This is a genomic window from Streptomyces sp. NPDC007875 (assembly GCF_042868035.1).
In the GTDB taxonomy this organism is placed as follows: domain Bacteria; phylum Actinomycetota; class Actinomycetes; order Streptomycetales; family Streptomycetaceae; genus Streptomyces; species Streptomyces antimycoticus.
The window spans coordinates 100,408-117,939 of sequence record NZ_JBIADZ010000014.1 but is presented as its reverse complement, the minus strand read 5'-3'; the positions used below and the strand labels follow the sequence as shown (position 1 = coordinate 117,939).

14 protein-coding genes and 1 pseudogene are annotated in these 17,532 nt (G+C 72.1%); 5 read left to right on the top strand and 10 right to left on the bottom strand.

Annotated features, from left to right (window positions below; translation table 11 throughout):
• Positions 1–30: 30 nt before the first annotated feature.
• The 3 genes from ACFYOY_RS27685 to ACFYOY_RS27675 form a co-directional block, all read right to left on the bottom strand.
• Positions 31–1,425 carry an FAD-dependent oxidoreductase gene (locus ACFYOY_RS27685; protein WP_351884803.1) on the bottom strand — a complete coding sequence of 465 codons (1,395 nt, stop codon included), beginning with the start codon at positions 1,423–1,425 and terminating at the stop codon, positions 31–33.
• A gap of 48 nt (positions 1,426–1,473) precedes the next feature.
• Positions 1,474–2,139 (bottom strand): HAD family hydrolase, encoded by a 666-nt coding sequence (locus tag ACFYOY_RS27680; RefSeq protein ID WP_351884800.1) that lies wholly within the window; start codon positions 2,137–2,139, stop codon positions 1,474–1,476.
• 68 nt (positions 2,140–2,207) lie between these two features.
• Positions 2,208–3,575: an MFS transporter gene (locus ACFYOY_RS27675; protein ID WP_351884797.1), complete on the bottom strand. Its 1,368-nt coding sequence runs from the start codon at positions 3,573–3,575 to the stop codon at positions 2,208–2,210.
• Positions 3,576–4,020: 445 nt separating this feature from the next.
• On the opposite strand from ACFYOY_RS27675, the gene ACFYOY_RS27670 reads away from it, so the two are divergent.
• Positions 4,021–5,007, top strand: a complete 987-nt coding sequence (locus ACFYOY_RS27670; RefSeq protein WP_351884794.1) for a D-2-hydroxyacid dehydrogenase — start codon at positions 4,021–4,023, stop codon at positions 5,005–5,007.
• A gap of 107 nt (positions 5,008–5,114) precedes the next feature.
• Here the strand turns inward: ACFYOY_RS27670 and ACFYOY_RS27665 are convergent, their stop codons facing one another.
• Positions 5,115–6,821 (bottom strand): CocE/NonD family hydrolase, encoded by a 1,707-nt coding sequence (locus tag ACFYOY_RS27665; RefSeq protein ID WP_388590264.1) that lies wholly within the window; start codon positions 6,819–6,821, stop codon positions 5,115–5,117.
• Positions 6,822–6,919: 98 nt separating this feature from the next.
• On the opposite strand from ACFYOY_RS27665, the gene ACFYOY_RS27660 reads away from it, so the two are divergent.
• The gene (locus ACFYOY_RS27660) at positions 6,920–7,663 is read left to right on the top strand and encodes a TetR/AcrR family transcriptional regulator C-terminal domain-containing protein (RefSeq protein ID WP_351884791.1); all 744 of its coding nucleotides are present in this window, start codon (positions 6,920–6,922) and stop codon (positions 7,661–7,663) included.
• Here ACFYOY_RS27660 and ACFYOY_RS27655 read toward each other — a convergent pair.
• On the bottom strand, positions 7,660–8,118 hold the full coding sequence (locus tag ACFYOY_RS27655; protein WP_208521241.1) for an Rrf2 family transcriptional regulator: 459 nt from the start codon (positions 8,116–8,118) through the stop codon (positions 7,660–7,662). The two genes, ACFYOY_RS27660 and ACFYOY_RS27655, sit on opposite strands and share 4 nt — an antisense overlap.
• A 33-nt stretch (positions 8,119–8,151) precedes the next feature.
• Complete coding sequence (locus ACFYOY_RS27650) at positions 8,152–9,348, bottom strand: acyl-CoA dehydrogenase family protein (RefSeq protein WP_388590262.1); 1,197 nt, start codon at positions 9,346–9,348, stop codon at positions 8,152–8,154.
• A 156-nt stretch (positions 9,349–9,504) separates the two neighbouring features.
• Between ACFYOY_RS27650 and ACFYOY_RS27645 the strand changes: the two genes are divergently transcribed.
• Positions 9,505–12,513: a SpoIIE family protein phosphatase gene (locus ACFYOY_RS27645; protein ID WP_388590260.1), complete on the top strand. Its 3,009-nt coding sequence runs from the start codon at positions 9,505–9,507 to the stop codon at positions 12,511–12,513.
• Positions 12,514–12,530: 17 nt separating this feature from the next.
• Here ACFYOY_RS27645 and ACFYOY_RS27640 read toward each other — a convergent pair whose 3' ends face one another.
• On the bottom strand, positions 12,531–13,271 hold the full coding sequence (locus ACFYOY_RS27640; protein WP_351884781.1) for an SDR family oxidoreductase: 741 nt from the start codon (positions 13,269–13,271) through the stop codon (positions 12,531–12,533).
• On the opposite strand from ACFYOY_RS27640, the pseudogene ACFYOY_RS27635 reads away from it, so the two are divergent.
• Positions 13,161–14,051 (top strand): annotated as a pseudogene (locus ACFYOY_RS27635) (SDR family NAD(P)-dependent oxidoreductase); the annotation flags it as partial. The gene ACFYOY_RS27640 and the pseudogene ACFYOY_RS27635 sit on opposite strands and share 111 nt — an antisense overlap.
• A gap of 272 nt (positions 14,052–14,323) precedes the next feature.
• Here the strand turns inward: ACFYOY_RS27635 and wrbA are convergent.
• The gene (wrbA, locus tag ACFYOY_RS27630) at positions 14,324–14,944 is read right to left on the bottom strand and encodes an NAD(P)H:quinone oxidoreductase (RefSeq protein WP_388590350.1); all 621 of its coding nucleotides are present in this window, start codon (positions 14,942–14,944) and stop codon (positions 14,324–14,326) included.
• Between the two features lie 237 nt (positions 14,945–15,181).
• Between wrbA and ACFYOY_RS27625 the strand changes: the two genes are divergently transcribed.
• On the top strand, positions 15,182–15,943 hold the full coding sequence (locus tag ACFYOY_RS27625; protein WP_351901911.1) for a pirin family protein: 762 nt from the start codon (positions 15,182–15,184) through the stop codon (positions 15,941–15,943).
• A gap of 40 nt (positions 15,944–15,983) precedes the next feature.
• On the opposite strand, the gene ACFYOY_RS27620 is transcribed toward ACFYOY_RS27625, so the two are convergent.
• Positions 15,984–16,919: an ABC transporter permease gene (locus ACFYOY_RS27620; protein WP_388590257.1), complete on the bottom strand. Its 936-nt coding sequence runs from the start codon at positions 16,917–16,919 to the stop codon at positions 15,984–15,986.
• On the bottom strand, positions 16,916–17,524 hold the full coding sequence (locus ACFYOY_RS27615) for an ABC transporter ATP-binding protein (protein ID WP_351901907.1): 609 nt from the start codon (positions 17,522–17,524) through the stop codon (positions 16,916–16,918). Before ACFYOY_RS27615 ends, ACFYOY_RS27620 begins: the two co-directional genes overlap by 4 nt.
• Between the last annotated feature and the right edge of the window lie 8 nt (positions 17,525–17,532).

The window sequence follows — 17,532 nt, the reverse complement described above, 5'->3', positions numbered from 1 at the left end:
AACGGGGCCCGGACGCGGCGGCGGGCGGCCTCACGGACGGCGTGCGATGAGGTCGGCGATGGTGGCGATGGGTGAGGTACGGACACGTCCGCCCGCCTCATGGCGGTCGGCGAGGCGGTAGGCGACATACAGACCGCGCACCCCCAGCCAGCGGAACGGCTCGGGCTCCCAGGTGCCCGGGGCGTGGCCGGTCCACGGCAGCCGAGTGAGCCGGGTGTCGCGCTCCAGGACCAGATCGGTGAGGGTGCGGGCGGCCAGGTTGGTGGAGGTGACTCCGTGGCCGACGTATCCGCCGGCCCAGCCGAGCCCGGTGGCCCGGTCCAGGCCGACCGTGGCGGACCAGTCACGGGGCACGGCCAGCACCCCGCACCAGGCGTGGTCCACCCGGACCCCGGCCGTCTGCGGCAGCATCCGCTCCAGGGTCCGGACGAGCTCGCCGATCGTGCGCTCGCCGACCCGCCCCTGGTGGTCGGTGCGCGAGCCGAAGCGGTAGGGCACCCCGCGGCCGCCGATCGCGATCCGGTCGTCCGCGGTGCGCTGGGCGTACATATGGCCGTGGGCGGTGTCCCCGAGGGTCTCCCGGCCCTCCCAGCCGATCTCCCGCCAGATCCGGGCGGGCAGCGGCTCGGTGACGATCATGGAACTGTTCATGGGCAGCCAGGCCCGCCGCAGCCCCTTGAGGGACGCGGTGTACCCCTCGGTGGCCCGGAGCACGACGGGGGCCCGGACGGTGCCGTGCGCGGTGATCGCACGGCCCGGTTCGACGGCGGTGACCGGGGACTTCTCATGGATGGTGACACCGAGCCGTTCGACGGTGTCGGCGAGGCCGCGGACCAGGGCGGCCGGCTGCAGCCGGGCGCAGTGGGGGGTGAAGGCGGCGGCGGTGACCCCGTCGACGCGGATGCGCCTCGCGGATTCGGCGGGGGTGAGCAGTACCGAGTCGGCCACCCCCCACTCATGGTCCTGTGCGACCTTGTGGCGCAGCCGGGTGGCCTGGGCGGGGGTGCGGGCGACGCGCAGGGTGCCGCCCTTGACGATGCCGGCGTCGATGCCCTCGCGGGCGGCGGCGTCGATCACCTCGTCCACCGCCTCATTCATGGCCCGCTGCCAGTCCAGGACCGCGGGCCTGCCATACGCCCTGGCCATCCGGTCGCGGGCGCCGGGGATCAGCCCGGAGGCCCAGCCGCCGTTGCGGCCGGAGGCACCGAATCCGGCGAACTCGGCCTCCAGGACGGTGATCCGGAGACCGGGGTCGGCGTGTTTGAGGTAGTACGCGGTCCACAGTCCGGTCAGTCCGGCGCCGACGACACACACATCCGCGTCGTGGTCGCCGGGCAACGCCGGGCGCGGGGTGGGGAGTTCGGCGAACCAGTGGGCGACGCGGCCGTTGACCGGCGCCGGACGGCCGGCCGTGGTGGCGGTCATGGATTCCCTTCGCGGGGTGGGCGGTGGCGGGAGTGGCCGGGGCGGGGGTCAGACCCCGAGCAGTCCGGGCAGCTCGGACAGGTCCTTGATCTCCTCGTACGGCTGGAAGGCGGGCGAGCCGGGGAAGCCGTAGCGGTTCACCCAGATCCGCCGCATGCCCGCGTAGCGCTTGGTCGGCATGATGTCGTACTCCCAGCCCTGGGCGGTGTGGATGATGTCCCCGGGGCCACGGCCGGTGGCCTTCATGAGGTACTCGAACGCCTGCGGCAGCGGCTTGTAGGCGCCGGCCTGCTCGGCGGTGAGCACATGGTCGAAGTCCACGCCGAGCGCCTCGACGGCGTAGCCGATCAGGTCGTCCTCGCTGTTGGAGAGGATCGCGATGTCGTATTCGCTCTTGAGGCGGCGCAGCGCGTCGGGGACCTCGCGGAAGGGGGTGAACTTCTTGATGGCCTCGATCAGCGCCTCGCCGTCCTCGTCCCGGTACTCCAGGCCGTGCAGTGTCATGACATTGCGCAGGGTGCGGCGGACGATCTCCCGGTAGGGCAGGTATTCGTCCAGGACGCCCTGGAAGCGCATCACATACGCGTCGTGGTGGAACTGCTCTGGGTCGACGCCGAGTTCGGCGAGCCGGTCCTTGACGATCTCGTGGGTGGCGGTGCGGGTGTCGAAGTTGATGAGCGTGCGGTAGCAGTCGAAGGAGACCAGCTTGCGCATGGGCGCGTCCTTTCCGAGGCGACGACAATGGTTTTTGACGGTGTGTCACGCATGAATTTGATGGGACGTCAGGCGCGACTGCTGGCTTCGGCCAGGCCGAGGTCCTTGGTCTCGGGGGCGAGGAGGACGGAGACCACCAGGCCGATGAGTGTGATCGCCACCCCGATGGCGAGGGTGCCGCGTACCCCGAGGTCGGCGGTGGCCATGGGGAGCAGGAAGGTGCTGGAGGCGGAGCCCACCCGGCTCATGGCGGTGGCGACGCCGACGCCGGTGGCCCGCAGATCGGTGGGGAACAGCTCGCTGGGATAGACGAACTGCAGTCCGCTGCCCGCGGCCTCGAAGAACTGGAAGGCGGCGAAGAGGGCCACCACCAGGGCCGCGTAGTGCAGCGGCAGCACGGTGAGCGCGATCAGGGAGACATTGATGCACAGGAAGCTGCCGATGAGCAGCGGACGCCGGCCGATGCGGTTGACCACGAGCAGTCCGAGGCCCGTTCCGGCGACCGCGATCGTGGTGATCAGCGCGCTGGCGCCGAAGGTGCCGGTCACCCCGAAGGACTCCAGCATCTGCGGCTGGAAGGACCGCACCGCGAAGGCCGGCGCCACCTGGCAGATCCAGAACAGCGAGCAGAACAGCGCGGGAATCCCGTAGCCGCGGCGGAACATCTCGGCGAGATTGCCCAGGCCGGAGCCGCCCCGCCGGTCGGGGCGGGACTCGACGAGCAGTTCCTCGGCGCTGACCTCCTGACCGAGGTGGCGGCGTACGACCTCCCTGGCCTCCTCCACCCGTCCCCGTGACGCCAGCCAGCGCGGCGACTCGGGAACGCCCGCCCGCAGGAGGAGGAAGAACACGGCGGGGACCGCGCCGGAGGCGAGCATCCAGCGCCATGCGTCGTCGCCGGTGCCCAGCAGCAGCCACCCGGCCCAGTAGCTGACCCCGTAGCCGACCCACCAGGCCAGGACCAGCCCGGACAGGGCGGGGCCGCGCATCCGGCGCGGCACCAGCTCGGTGGTGAGGGCCGAGGCGATGGGGTAGTCGGCGCCGATGGCGATGCCGATGAACAGCCGCAGCACCAGCAGCTGCCACGCCTCGGTGACGAAGAACTGCAGCGCGGAGCCGATCACGAACGCGGCCAGGTTGAGCACATACATCAGATGGCGGCCCGCCCGGTCGGTGATCGGGCCGAACACCGCGCCACCGAGGAAGACGCCCACGAGGACGGACGCCGCCACGAGCCCGGTCCACAGCGTGTCCAGGGCCAGGGCCGGGGTGATCAGGCTGAGCGCGACCCCCATGATGCCGAGCAGATAGCCGTCGCAGAACGGACCGCCCATGGCGACGAGGACCATCCTGCGGTGGAAGGCGGTGACGGGGGCGTTGTCCAGGGTGGGCGAGGAGTTCTGGAGGGGCTCTCGGGAGGTTCCGGGTAGGGACATGCTTGCTTCTCCTGGGGACGAGGAGGGGCGCTGCGGCGCGGGCCGATGCCGGGGTGCCGGGGCGGTGGCGGGCATCGTGTGTCAAGCATTCGGTGGGCACGCACGGCGATGTACGCGGTCGGGACGCATGCGGCGGGGGAACCGCGCGGTGGGCGGGGTGTGGCCCGGGGGACGGGGATGGGCTCCGGAGCGGCCGGTGACGCGTTCCGGCTGGCCATCACCCTGGTTCAGCCGACGGCCACCGTCAACGTCCACCGTGTTCCGTCCCTCGTCATCGGGTGGACACTCTGTCCGTTGTCCACCGGCGTGGCGGCGGTCACGCTTGAGGCGTCCGCCCGTACCCGTCACGCCCGTGGGAGACCCGTCATGACCGATGCCACCGCCGCGGTAGGTGTTCCAGACGGGCATGTGCGGTGTCACGCCGGCCGGCCCGTGGGAGCCGGACGTGGCTGACCGGCTGGTCGTCCTGTACCGGGACCATCTGCCGCCCAACCGGGCGCGGATCGAGTCCCTCGCCGAGACGGTGTACGCCACCGAGGAGGAGCTGCCGCTGTTCCTCCCCGGGGCGGACGCCCTGCTCGCGTGGTGGCCGCTGTCCGCCGCGGTGGCCGCGGCCTGGCCGGGCGATCCGGCGAAGGCGCCGCGCTGGGTGCATGTGGCCGCGGCGGGAGTGGACCCGTTTCTCTTCCCCGCACTGACCGGCAATCCCGAGGTGGTGCTCACCAACGCGCGGGGCGTCTACGACCGGCCCATCGCCGAATACGTCCTGGGGCTGATCCTCTCCCTCGCCAAGGACTTCCCCGGCACCTGGGAGCATCAGCGCCGCCGGGAGTGGCGGCCCTCGGACAGCGAGCGCATCGGCGACCGTACGGTCCTGGTCTGGGGCACCGGCTCCATCGGGCGCGCGGTCGCCCGTCTGCTGCGCGCGGTCGGCATGCGGGTCAGCGGCGCCGGCCGCACACCGCTGACCGGCGACCCGGACTTCGGCGTGGTGCACGGCCCGGCGGCCCTGCCCGAGGCGTTGGGCGAGGCGGACTATGTGGTCCTCGCCGCCCCGCTCACCCCCGCCACCCGTGGCATGGTCGACGCGCCCGTACTGGCGGCGATGAAGCGGGGTGCGCGGCTGGTCAACGTCGGGCGTGGCCCGCTGGTCGACGAGCAGGCCCTCGTCGCCGCCCTGGCCCAGGGCAGGCTGGCCGGGGCGGCGCTGGATGTCTTCACCCACGAGCCGCTGCCCGTGGAATCGCCCCTGTGGGAGATGCCGGGCGTCATCGTCTCCCCGCACACCGCGGGCGAGGTGACGGACTGGCGCGGTGACCTGGGCGAGCTGTTCCTCGACAATCTGATCCGGCGGAGCGAGGGCCGTCCGCTGCGCAATGTGGTCGACAAGGCCCTCGGCTATGTGGTGGACGATCCGGCCCGGCCACGGTAGGAGGCCCGCCGTGGCAGGGCTCCCGACCGCGGCCGGGTGTCCGCCCGGTGCCGGGCGGAGGTGTGCACCGGCGACTGGCCCGCCCCCCGCGCGCGCCAGTCACCGGCTCACCGCTCGGTGCGGACCACCGGGAGGTCCAGCACCGAGGCCCCGTGCACGGTGATGCGCACGGGCGTGAGGGTGGTCGCGTCGAGCGCCGGCTCGCCGCTTCCGGTGTTGCGGGCGGAACGGGGGTGGGCGCCGCCGCTGATCTGCAGGCGGACCCGGTGGCCGGGGAGGAAGCGGTGGGCGGTGGAGCTCATCGGCACGGTGATCTCCAGGGGCTGCCCCGGCCCGGTCGGCAACCGCACCAGCCCGTCGCACACATTGACCGAACGGCCCTTTTCGTCGACGTCGCACAGGCGGGCGAAGACATCGGCGTACCCGGTGTCGGTGGAGATCCGCAGCCGCGCGGCGACCGGGCCGAGGACGTCCATGGGCTCGTCCATCGGCTCGCCGGTGAACGTCAGCACATCGGGGCGCTTCTCGAGATCGCCGTTGTCACGGTTCCCGGAGGTGGGCGAGAGCAGCGGTCCGCCGATGGACGGGGTGGGGTCGGCCGGGTCGTAGCGGAAGGAGGCCAGTGAGGCGGACGCCTCGGGCGACTGCCGGGTGAGCCGCCCGCCCTCCGCGGGGTACCACGGGGCGGTGTCCGGGGACGGCGGCCAGTCGTCGAGGTCCCGCCAGTGCCCCTGGCCGCCGATGTGCACCCGCACCCGGGCCGGGCGCAGCCCCGAGGGGTCATCGCACAGATACGCGCGCAGCCAGGCGAGACTGTCGGCGAAGACCTCCGGCCAGCCCCGCTGGAGCGCGGAGGTGTGCGTCCACGGTCCGACGAGCAGAGAGGTGTCGCAGTCGGACCGGCGCAGCCTGCCGTACTGCTCGAAGGTCTGGTCCACCAGCGCGTCCTGCCAGCCGCTGATCAGGCAGGTGGGGACGTGCAGGCCATCGGCGGCGCCACCGGCGGACGCGCCTTTCCAGAACGGGTCGTCGGCGTCCGGCTGGGACATGGCGGAGTCCAGCCAGGGCAGTTCACCCCCGAAGCCACGCACATACGATCCGCGCAGCGGCAGCGCCCGCGTGATGTGCTCCAGATGGCGTTTGAGGCGCAGCGTGGCCCGTACGAAGGGGCCGAACCCCCGGTGCTGGGAGGTCATGCCGGAGCCGACGAGCAGGGCGTTCTCCAGCTGGAGCGCGCCGCCGCGGTGGAACAGGGCGTGCGGGTCGTGCAGCCCGACCTGCACCACCATCGCCCGCAGCTCCGGCGGCGGGTCCAGGGCGAGCGCCCACTGCACATAGCCGAGATAGCTCGGGCCGATGGTGCCCAGCGCGCCGTTGAACCAGGGCTGGTCCCGCAGCCAGGCCACGGCGGCCTGGCCATCGGCCGCCTCATTGCGCCACAGGTCGAACTCGCCGCCCGAGCCACCGGTGCCCCGGCAGCTCTGCAGGACGACGTGGAAGCCCTGTTCGGCGAAGAGCATCCCGTACATGGGCGACCAGGGCACTCCCCTGCCGTAGGGCGAGCGCACCAGCAGAGTGGGGAAGTCGCCCTCGGCGCGGGGGAAGTAGTGGTCCGCGCGGAGGGTGCTGCCGTCGGCGGCCGGCATCTCGAGGTCCGGCTCCCGTCCGGCCTCGTAGCGCCTGGCCGGAAGGCCGCGCCAGGTCGCCCTCATCATCCGCGCCGCCAGCGGCGGCCTGCCCGAAGGCGCGACCCAGGCGGCCGCGGCCACTCCGTCGGTGGCCCCGGACCCAGCATCACGTGTAGGTGACGTCATCCCGCATTCCCCTCCCCGCATTCCCGTACCACGTACGAGAATAGTAGATGCTTGGATGGATTCCGCAAGTCGCCATGGCGGGAAGGAGCGATCAGGTCGTGGTTCGCGGTGATGGGTCCGGCGCCGGAGGCGTCGACCCCCAGCAGCTGTGGCAGAGCCCCCAGCAGCCCCGCAAGGGGCGTAAACCCGCCTTCAGCCGTGAGGCGATCACCGCCGCAGCCGTCGCCCTGGCGGACTCCGAGGGAATCGACGCGGTCACCATGCGGCGGGTGGCGTCGCAGGTCGGCGCCGGGGTCATGTCGCTGTACAGCTACGCTCCCGACAAGGAGACACTGCTGCTGCTGATGGTCGACCACGTCAACGGTGAGCTGTCACCACCAGCCCCCCTGACCGGCGACTGGCGCGCCGATCTGAAGGCCATCGCCCATGCCCAGCGCGCCCTGATGCTGCGCCACCCCTGGCTTCCCGCCGCGCTGTTCAACCGCCGCTGGTCCCTCGGGCCCAACACCCTGGCCTTCGTGGAATACGCGCTCGCCGCCCTGCGGCCCACCGCGCTGGACGGCGGTGCGAAGCTGGAGGTGTTCAGCCTGATCACGGGTTTCGTCGCCGGACTCGTCGCCGATGAGATCGCTCAGGCCGCGCTCGCCGACTCACCCGACCGGGCCGCCGCCGATGCCCGGTACCTCGCCGTGGTGGCCGCCGACGGACACCACCCGGAACTCGCCGAGGCGCTCTCCGCCCCCATCCGCCCGCTCACCCCGGACGCCACGTTCGCCCGTCTGCTCGACCGCATGGTCGACGGCCTGGACGCCGGGTCGTCCCGCGGCGGAGGAGGCCGCTAGGGATTGGTCCATGCCTCGGGGTCCTCGGCGAGGCCCAGGACATCGCCGGGCAGCCGGGCCGCGGCCACCTCCGCGAGGGTCACCTCGCCGAGGATCTTGCGCACATTGGCCCGCACCGCGATCCACAGCGGCAACAGCGACTCCGCCGGTCCGCAGTACGACAGCTCGGGCGGGCGCACTCCGCGCACCGACACCAGGGGCCCGTCGACCACCCGGATCACCTCGGCGATGCTGATGGTGTCCGCCGGGCGGGCCAGCCGGTAGCCGCCATTGCCCCCGCGCTGGCTCGCCACCAGTCCGCCCCGCCGCAGATCGCCCAGAATCCCTTCGAGGAACTTGTGCGGTATGCCCTGCGCACCGGCGATCACCTCGGCCTTGACGGAGGTGTCCTCCCCCGCCGCGGCCAGTTCCAACGCCGCCCGCACCGCATAGTCCGCCTTCGCCGAGATCCGCATACCGTGATTATCCGCCACCGGCGCGGCGGGCCGTCAGAAGGGCAGGGTGAACGGGGGGTGCTCGCCGTTGAGGAAGTAGTCCCCGACCTCGTGGAGCCGGTGTGCGACGGGGTGGTAGAGCGTATGGGTGCGCGCGTTGCGCCAGAAGCGGTCGAATCCGTAGGCGGAGGAGGCGGAGCGCGCCCCGACGACGTCCAGGGCGCGGGCGGTGGCGTCGTGGGCGGCCCGGGAGGCGGCGGCCTCGGCCGCGGCGGCGAGCACGGTGATCTCGGCGCATTCGTCGTCGGTCAGGTCCTCGCCCCGCGCCAGCCCGCCGTCCAGGGCCTCCAGCGCCTGGTCGGCGAGGGCGGCGGCGGAGAACGTGGCGACGGTGAGCTCCCCGTAGGTGGTCAGCGCGTACGGATCGCGCGGGGAGGTGTGCGGCCAGGGGGCGTGCACGGCCCTGGTGTACTCGCGGGCCTCGGCGAGCACCCCCTGCGCGATCCCGAGACAGATCTGCGCCGAAACCAGGCGTCCGGTCGGCGCGGCCAGACCGCTGAAGGGCGTCGGGGTGTCCTCGTCCCAGGAGAGCGGGCCGAGCACCGCGTCGTCCTCGACCGGCACCGCGTCGAACTCCACGCTTCCGCCGGCCGCCAGCCGCTGCCCGAAGGTGTCCCCGTCGTCGCTGCCGCACACCACACCGGGATCGGCGGTGTCGACGAGCACGGCCAGGGGTTCGCCGGTGTCGGCGTGGGTGGCGCGGACGGCCAGCCGGTCGGCGACCAGGACGCCGGTGGCGTACCCCTGGCGTCCGTTCACCACCCGGCCACCCCTCCCGGAGGTGAGCGTCAGCCGTGGCTCCCGGGTGGCCAGCCCGCCGCCCCAGCACCACTGCCCCGCCGCCGACTCCCGCTCCAGCCGGGCGGCCAACTCGGCCCCGCCGAAGAAGCGGGCGCTGAAGGACAACAGATAGTGGCAGCCGAGCACCTGGCCGATCGCGCCATCGGCCGCGGCGATCTTCCGCAAGACGGCGCAGGCCGTGGACCAGCCCGCTCCCCCGCCCCCGTGCTCGACGGGGATCAGCAACGCCAACAGCCCCGCCTCGCGCAACCGGGCCACCTCGTCGTACGGCGTCTTGCCCGCCTGGTCGCGGATGACCGCGTCCGTGGCGAGGTCGTCCGCCGCCTCGCCGGCGATCTGCAGCCACCACGCGCGGTCGGGCGCTTCGGCCACCGCATCCACCACCGTCACGCCCGCTCCCCTCCATCCGGCCGGACTTCATCATTCCCTATTTTTCCAGTAGGGAAAATAGGGAACTTGGCCACGGACGTCGACTGAGTGATGCCGGGCATATGCCAGTGCTACGTTTGTCCGAGAATGATCTATTCCATGAGGTGAGGTCCGGGGATGGAGGAGCGGCGCGGAACAGATGCGGCGGGGCGCTCCCACTCATGGGGTGATGAACGGCTTTCCCTGCTCTCGACGGTGGGCGCCGCGCTCAACGACCGTGAGGCGCTGCAGCACGCCCTGGACCAGGCGGTCTCCGAGCTGGGCGGACTCGCGGGGCTGATGCACTGGTCCTGCGGCCCGGCCGGCAGCCGTACGCTGCGCCTGGTCCTGGCCAGTGGGCTGCCGCTGCCCGCCCTCGGGGGCTGGGAGGAGATCCGCCAGGACGAGGCCCCGCACGCCCCCGCCCGGGCCGTGCGGGACGGTCGCTTCGTCTGGCTGCCCGCGGCCGCCGGGGAGACTCTCGGACCCGGGGAGACCCTCGGACCCGCGGAGACCGGCCGCGCCTCCTCCGGGGCCCTGCCGGCGGGCACCACGGTGGCATCCGTTCCGCTGACCGGGCCGGACGGGCCGGTGGGCGCGCTGTCCGTCCTCACCGGCCCGCGGGAGCCGACCTCGGAACAGGCCGCCTTCCTCGAAACGGTGGGAGGCTGGGCCGAGCGCCGCCTCTCGCGCTCGGCGGGCGGGATCGGCGACTGCGACGAACACCCCTGGTGGCATCAGCAGCCGGGCGGCCCGGTGCTGCAGCAGTCCCCGGAAGTGGTCAACGTCGGCTCCTGGGAATGGGGCATCCGCACCGGTGAGATGTGGTGGGACCGGGCGGGCCTGACGCTCCTCGGCGTCCCCCGCGGCTACGAGCGGCGGATCGAGAGCTGGATCGACCTGATCCACCCCGAGGACATGCCGCGGGTGATGGCCGCCACCGAGAAGTCGCTCCGTGAGCGGAGCGGGTACGAGGCCGAGTACCGGGTCCGCCGCCCCGACGGGACCAGCGGGTGGGTGCAGAGCCGCGCCCATCTCGAACTCGACGAGAGCGGCGAGCCCGTCCGCATGATCGGGAAGGTCTGGGACACCACCGTGAGCCGGATGGCCCGGGAGTCGGTGGGGCAGGCGCTGCGGTACATGAGCGACGCGTTCTTCGCGGTGAACCAGGACTGGCGGATCACCTTCCTCAATGTCGAGGCCGAGCGCCTGGTCGGCCCGGCCGCGGAGGTGCTCGACAGGCCGCTCTGGGAGGGCCCCGCCGGCACGGTCCCCGAGTTGGAGGAGCGCTGCCGCCGCGCCGCCGCCGACGGCAGGCCGACCGGGTTCGACATCCGGTGGCCCACCGATGACCGCTGGTACCACATCCGGCTGGTCTCCGTGCCCGATGGGCTGACGGCCTATCTCACCGATGCGACCGAACGGCGCACCCAGGCCGCGCGGCGTGCGGAGGCCGAGCGTGCCGGTGCCGAACAGGCTGCCTGGATACGCAAGTTGACCAGTGCGCTCGCCGATGCGGTGACCACCCAGGACGTAGTCGACGTCGTCGCCGACCATGTGCTGCCGCCGTTCGGCGCCGCGGGTCTGCTGATCGAGATCCTGGAGGGCGGCCGGCTGCACCTGGGCGGAGCGGTCGGCTATCCGAGCGTCTTCCTCCGCATGGTCGACGGAATTCCGGCGTTCGAGGGCTTCCGTCCGCTCAATGATGTGCTCAATTCGCGCCTGCCCCACTTCATCTCATCAGCCGAGGAGTACGAGGAGCTCTTCCCCGACTTGGTCGGCAGGCCCGCCCTCTCGCGGAAGGAAGCATGGGCAGTACTGCCCATGATCGCCTCGAGAGTCACCATCGGCGTGTGCATCATCTCCTTCGCCGAGCCCCGCCAGTTCTCCGACGAGGAGCGCACCCTGCTCACCGCCCTCACCGGCGTGATCGCCCAGGCGCTGGCCCGGGCCCGCCTCTACGACGCCGAGCATGCCCGCGCCCAGGCGCTCCAGCGCGGTCTGCTGCCCCGGGCCCTGCCCTCGCCGGCCGCCCTCACCCCCGCCGTCCGCTATCTGCCCGCCAGCAGCGGCACGGACGTCGGCGGCGACTGGTACGACGTCATTCCGCTGTCCGCGGAGCGGGTGGCCGTCGTCATCGGCGATGTGATGGGCCACGGTCTGGCCGAGGCCGCCACCATGGGGCGGCTGCGCACCGCCGTACACACGCTCGCCAACCTGGAACTGCCTCCCGAGGAGGTCCTGGCCCATCTGAACGAGGTCGTCAGCGATCTGGGCGACGACTCCTTCGCCACGTGTCTGTACGCGGTGTACGACCCCGTCTCGGGGTGCTGCTCCCTCGCCCGCGCCGGTCATCCCCCGCCCCTGATCGTGCGCCCCGACGGAAGCGTGGAGTGCCTGGATCCGACGCCCGATCCGCCACTGGGGGCCGCCGAGCCCCCGTTCTGCACCGTGGATCTCCAGGTGCCCGACGGCACTCTGCTGGTGCTGTTCACCGACGGTCTGGTGGAGTCCGCGGCGCGCGACATCGAGACCGGCATCGCCGAGTGCACCCAAGTGCTCACCAGCGAGTACGGCCGGCTCCTCACCTGTCCTCCGCGCCGTCCACGCACCAACGGCCGGGGGGCGGGCGGCGAGCACGGCGAGGACCACGACCGGCTCGACCGGCTCTGTGACCTCCTGGTCGGGACCATGCTGCCCGCCCAGCGGCTGACCGCCGACGACACCGCCCTGCTGATCGCCCGGCTCCACGGACTGCCCTCCGGGAACACCGCCGGGTGGCCGCTGCCGGATGGCCCGGTCGCCGCCGGTCTCGCCCGCACCCATGTCCGCGAACAGCTGGAGGCATGGGATCTCGACGATCTCATCATGACCACCGAACTGCTGGTGAGCGAGCTCGTGGCCAATGTCGTGCGGCACGCGCGGGGGCCGACCCGGCTTCGGCTGATCCGTGGCAGATCGCTGATCTGCGAGGTCTCGGACGCCAGCTCCACCACTCCCCGGATCCGCCGGGCCGCCGAGACGGACGAGGGCGGACGGGGGCTGCAGCTGGTCTCCGCGCTCGCGCAGCGCTGGGGGACCCGCTACACCGCCGAGGGCAAGTGCATCTGGACGGAACAGCCCATCGCCTGCGGCGGCGCGGTCTAGGTGTTCGGCGGCCCGCGTCAGCCGATGGCGAGTTCGCCGCCCCGGGCCTCCAGGATGGCGCCGGTGATGTAGCTCGCCCGCGAGGAGACGAGGAACAGAACGGCCTCGGCGATCTCCTCGGGCGCCGCGGGTCGGTCCAGGACCGTGGCCCGCGCCACGGTCCGGAGGGCCTCCTCGCCCATCTCGGAGGTGCCCGGCGTACGAACCGGGCCCGAACGGACGGCGTTGACCCGGACTCCCCGGCCGCCGAACTCATCGGCCCACACCCGGGTCAGCAGCTCCAGCGCGGCCTTCGAGGCGCCGTACGCCCCGGCGTTGCGGGCGGGGGCACCGGCGGCGATGGTGCTGAGGTTGACGATGACCCCGTGGCCCCGAGCGGCCATACCCGGTGCGAGCCGCCCGACCAGCAGGAGCGGTGCGCGGGCGTTGATGGCCATATGGACGTCGAACATCTCGGGCGAGGTCCCGGCGGTGTCCGCGAACCGGTAGACACCGGCGTTGTTGACCAGGACGTCCACCTCCCCCGCCTCGTCGGCCAGCCGCCGCACATCGTCGGCCTCGGCGAGATCCGCCGCGACGAACCTGGCCGTGGCCCCTGTCGCGGACACCTCCTCGACCACCTCCGCACCCCGTCGCGCGTCCCGGCCATGGACGACGACCTCGGCCCCCAGTGCCGCCAGACGCAGGGCCACGGCGCGGCCGATCCCCGCCGTGGCGCCCGTGACCAGGGCCGTGGCTCCGGACAGCTCACCACTCATGCGGACACTCCTCACCATGTGCCGGACACCGATCCACACCGCACGCACCGGATGATTACCGCACCGGCCCGCCCCGAGCCGGACGGCTCGCCGCCCCTGAGGCTGAACGGGCAGCGGCGGCCCGGTGACGGGAGGCCATATCCGCTGATCCGCCCGAAGCCGGACGACGACGGCCCCGGCTCCGCGGCTGACACGATCTTCCGCGCGGCGCTGGTCTTTGCTGTACTTGCGGGGGTGCGGGAAACATCGTCAACCAGCCATGTCGCCCTGGTGACGGGGGCGAACCAGGGAATCGGCGCCGCGACGGCACGAGCGCTGGTGGCCCGGGGCGTCGCGGTGCTCTGCACCTATCTGCGCCCGCACGGCCCCGGCGAGGGGGACGCCGCGGATCCGTACCACGCCGCGCGGTCCATCGACGGCGAAGAGGTCGCGGCGGAGATCCGCCGGGCCGGAGGGCGGGCCGAAGCGTTCGAGGCGAACCTCAGCGACCCCGCTGTTGCGGGGCGGCTCTTCGACGTCGCCGAGGACCGCCTGGGCCCGGTCGACATCCTGGTCAACAACGCCTCGGGATGGATCCAGGACACCTTCACCCCCGATCCGGCCGACCGGTTCGACCGGCCGCTGCGCCCCGTCACCGCGCAGACCTGGTCCCGGCAGTTCGCGGTGGACGCGATGGCGCCGGCGCTGCTGATCGGTGAGCTGGCCCGCCGCCACCGGGCACGCGGTGCCGACTGGGGGCGGATCGTGGGCCTGACGTCGGGAGGGGACCTCGGCTTCCCCGGAGAGGTGTCCTACGGTGCGGCGAAGGCCGCGCAGACCGACTACACCCTGTCGGCGGCCGGCGCTCGGTATGCAGCTGCCCTATTGATCGTTCCTGCGGCGGTCTTCCCGCAGCGGGGGGGGGGGGGGGGGGGGGGGGGGGGGGGGGCGGGGGCGGGCGGGGGGGGGGGGGGGGGGGGGGGGGGGGGGGGGGGGGGGGGGGGGGGGGGGGGCCGCCCCCCCCCCCCCCCCCCCCCCCCCCGGCCCGGGGTGGCGTTCGCCGGGTGGCGGGCTCAGGCGGTGGCGAGGCCGGCCTTGAGGGCGGTGGTGAGGCGCACGATGCGCTCGGCCTGGACGCGGGCGGCCTCACGGGTGGTCTGGCCGACGGGGTTGCTGCCCTGGCCGTCGACGTGGGAGGTGCCGTACGGGTTGCCGTCGGCGAACTTGGCGGGGTCGGTGTAGCCGGGGGCGACGATGATCCCGCCGAAGTGATGGAAGGAGTTGTACAGGGCGAGCAGGGTGGACTCCTGGCCGCCATGGGTGGTGGCGGAGGAGGTGAAGCCGCTGTAGACCTTGTCAGCGAGCTTGCCCTCGCCCCACAGGCCGCCGAGCGTGTCGATGAACTGCTTCAGCTGCGAGGCGACGTTGCCGAAGCGGGTGGGGGAACCGAAGATCACGGCGTCGGCCCATTCGATGTCGTCCGGGGTGGCATCGGGGATGTCGGCGGTGGCGGCGGCGTTGGCGGCCCAGGCGGGGTTGGAATCGATCGCGGCCTGCGGGGCCAGTTCGGCCGCCTTGAGCAGGCGGACCTGGGCACCGGCCTTCTCCGCTTGCTGGGCTATCTGCTTGCTGATCTCGGCGATCGTGCCAGTGGAGGAGTAGTAGACGACGGCTACCTTGATCGGGGCGCTCACGGTTGTGGTCTCCGTTCCGTTGGAGTCGTTCGTGCGATTGCGGCTGAAAATGCCCATGGCGGATTTCATCCTCGTCGGTCCGTGCCCGCCGACCGGGGCACTAGTTGAACCGTAAACCATATGGAGGACAACCAGCACCCCGGTGGCAACGGGAATGATTCGGCCCACGATGTTGTATAACGTTCAACTACATCACCGGGTCGCCCCCCCGACCGCACGGACAGAAAGGACACCACCATGGCCTCCCTGCTCGACATCCGGCGCGCCAACGAGCGTTTCCACACCCGCGCCGGCTGGCTCGACTCCCACCACTCGTTCTCCTTCTCGCGCCACTGGGACCCCAAAAACACCCATTTCGGACTTCTGCTGGTCTCCAACGACGACGTCGTCGCCCCCGGCACCGGCTTCGAGACCCACCCCCACCGGGACATGGAGATCATCACCTGGGTGCTCGACGGCGGCCTCGTCCACCAGGACTCCGAGGGTCACAACGGGGTGATCTACCCCGGCCTCGCCCAGCGGATGAGCGCCGGCACCGGCATCCTTCACAGTGAGAAGAACGACTCCTGGACCCTTACCGGTCAGCCCGAGCACGACGACCCCGTCCACTTCATCCAGATGTGGACCATCCCCGACGAGTCCGGTATCCGGCCCGGCTACGAGCAGCTCGACATCAATGACGAGCTCGCTCTCGGCGGCTGGGCCACTCTCGCCTCCGGCATGCCCGGGCACAGCAACCAGCGCGCGATCGGCATCCGGCAGAAGCACGCCGCCCTGCACGTCGCGCGCATCCGCCCCGCCGAGACCCTGGAGATCGTCACCGCTCCCTTCGTCCACCTCTTCGTCGCGCGCGGCAGCGCCGAGCTGGAGGGCGCGGGAACACTGGCCACCGGCGACGCGGTCCGTGTCACCGGCGCGGAGGGCCAGCGGGTCACCGGCGGCCCCGACGGCGCCGAGGTGCTCATGTGGGAGATGAACGCCGCCATCTCCACGGCCTGAGCCCATCCCCTCAGGCCTCCGTCACTCCGCGAGCCCGCCGCTATGGAGGCGGTACCTGCTCCCCTGCCGTGGATGGTTCCGATCCGTGTGACGGTGACCGCCCGGTGCGCTGGGAGGAAGGCTCGCTGACCGGGACGTCATCCGTCAGCGGTGCGGCTTCGGGGTGGCGGGGCGGGACGACACGCGGCCGCCCCCTCTTGCCGAGGGTGTTGCGGGTGCGGCAGTGGAAGGCAAGGAGGGCGACGAGTGCCGCGGCGGTGAACCATCCGGCCTGGATGGCGAGGTACTTCGGAAGCGGAGTGGTGGAGAACCCGGCGCCGGTGGCCGCCTGCATCGCACCGTAGGAGGGCAGGTAGCGCACCACGCTGCCGTCGGAGCTGGAGCTGTAGAGGGGATTTTGCAGGGCGAGGTCGATCACGCTGGTCATCACGATGGCGAACATGCCCTCCACTTCACGGCGCAGCAGTGAGCCGAAGGCGACACCCAGGGCGCCATAGGTGATGCCGGCGCAAAAGAGAGCGGCGGCGAGCAGGGTGGGCTGCTCGGGTGCCCAGAAGGTGCGGGTGAGGATGGTCGCGTAGGCGGCTACGGCGGCGGAGGCCAGCGTCAGGGAGGTGAGTTTGGCGAGGACGAGATGGGTGCGGGGGTAGCCGGCCAGGGCCAGTCGGCGGTCGAAGTGGCCGCCCGCGAAAGAGGCCGCGAACATCATGAAGCCGACGATCAGGGTGACGGCGTTGAGGGCGCCGGTGATCTCGGTGAGCTGGTTGCCGTGCGGAGTGAGCAGCCGGCCGGTCGCACGCAGCCGGAAGCGGGTGGAGGTGCTGGGCACGGACCAGAACGCCAGCGCGGTCCACACGGGGATGAACAGGGCGATGAGGACCATGGCGAAGCGGTTGCGCAGGTGCTCGATCAGCGCGTAGCGGGCCGCCGTCATGAAAAGGGTGCGGTTGCGGCGTACGGCTCGGGAAGGGGTCATGCGGTGGGCTCCGCGGTCCGCCCGTGCAGACGGCCCCCGTCCAGGCGCCACAAGGTGTCGAGGCGTTCGGCGTCGTAGGCCAGGTGGGAGACCACCAGGACCGATCGGCCGTCCTCGCGCAGCCGGGTGGCCAGGTCCCAGAACCGCTGGTAGGTCTCCCAGTCGAAGCCCTGGTAGGGCTCGTCCAGCAGCAGGGTCCGCGGATTGTGCATGAGGGCCAGGGTGAGGTTCAGTTTCTGCCGGGTTCCGCCGCTGAGGACTCCGGCCCGTTCGTCGGCGTACTCGCTGAACCGGAGTGCCTCCATGACTTCTTCGGCTCGCACCAGGTCACTCAGGCCGTAGGCGACCTTGAAGTACTTCAGGTGCTGGCGGACGGTGAGCGCGTCGTTGAGGACGGCGGCCTGCGGGCAGTACCCGAAACCGCCGTAGTGGCGGACCGTGCCGCGATCGGGGGCCAGTTCGCCTGACAGAATCCTCAGCAGGGTCGTCTTGCCCGCGCCGTTCTCCCCGACGATTCCGGCCAGTACACCGGGGCGCAGTCGCAGGTCGACACCGCCCAGCACCGCACGCCGGCCGTAGGCGTGGTACACGCCGGTCACCTCCATCGAGGGCC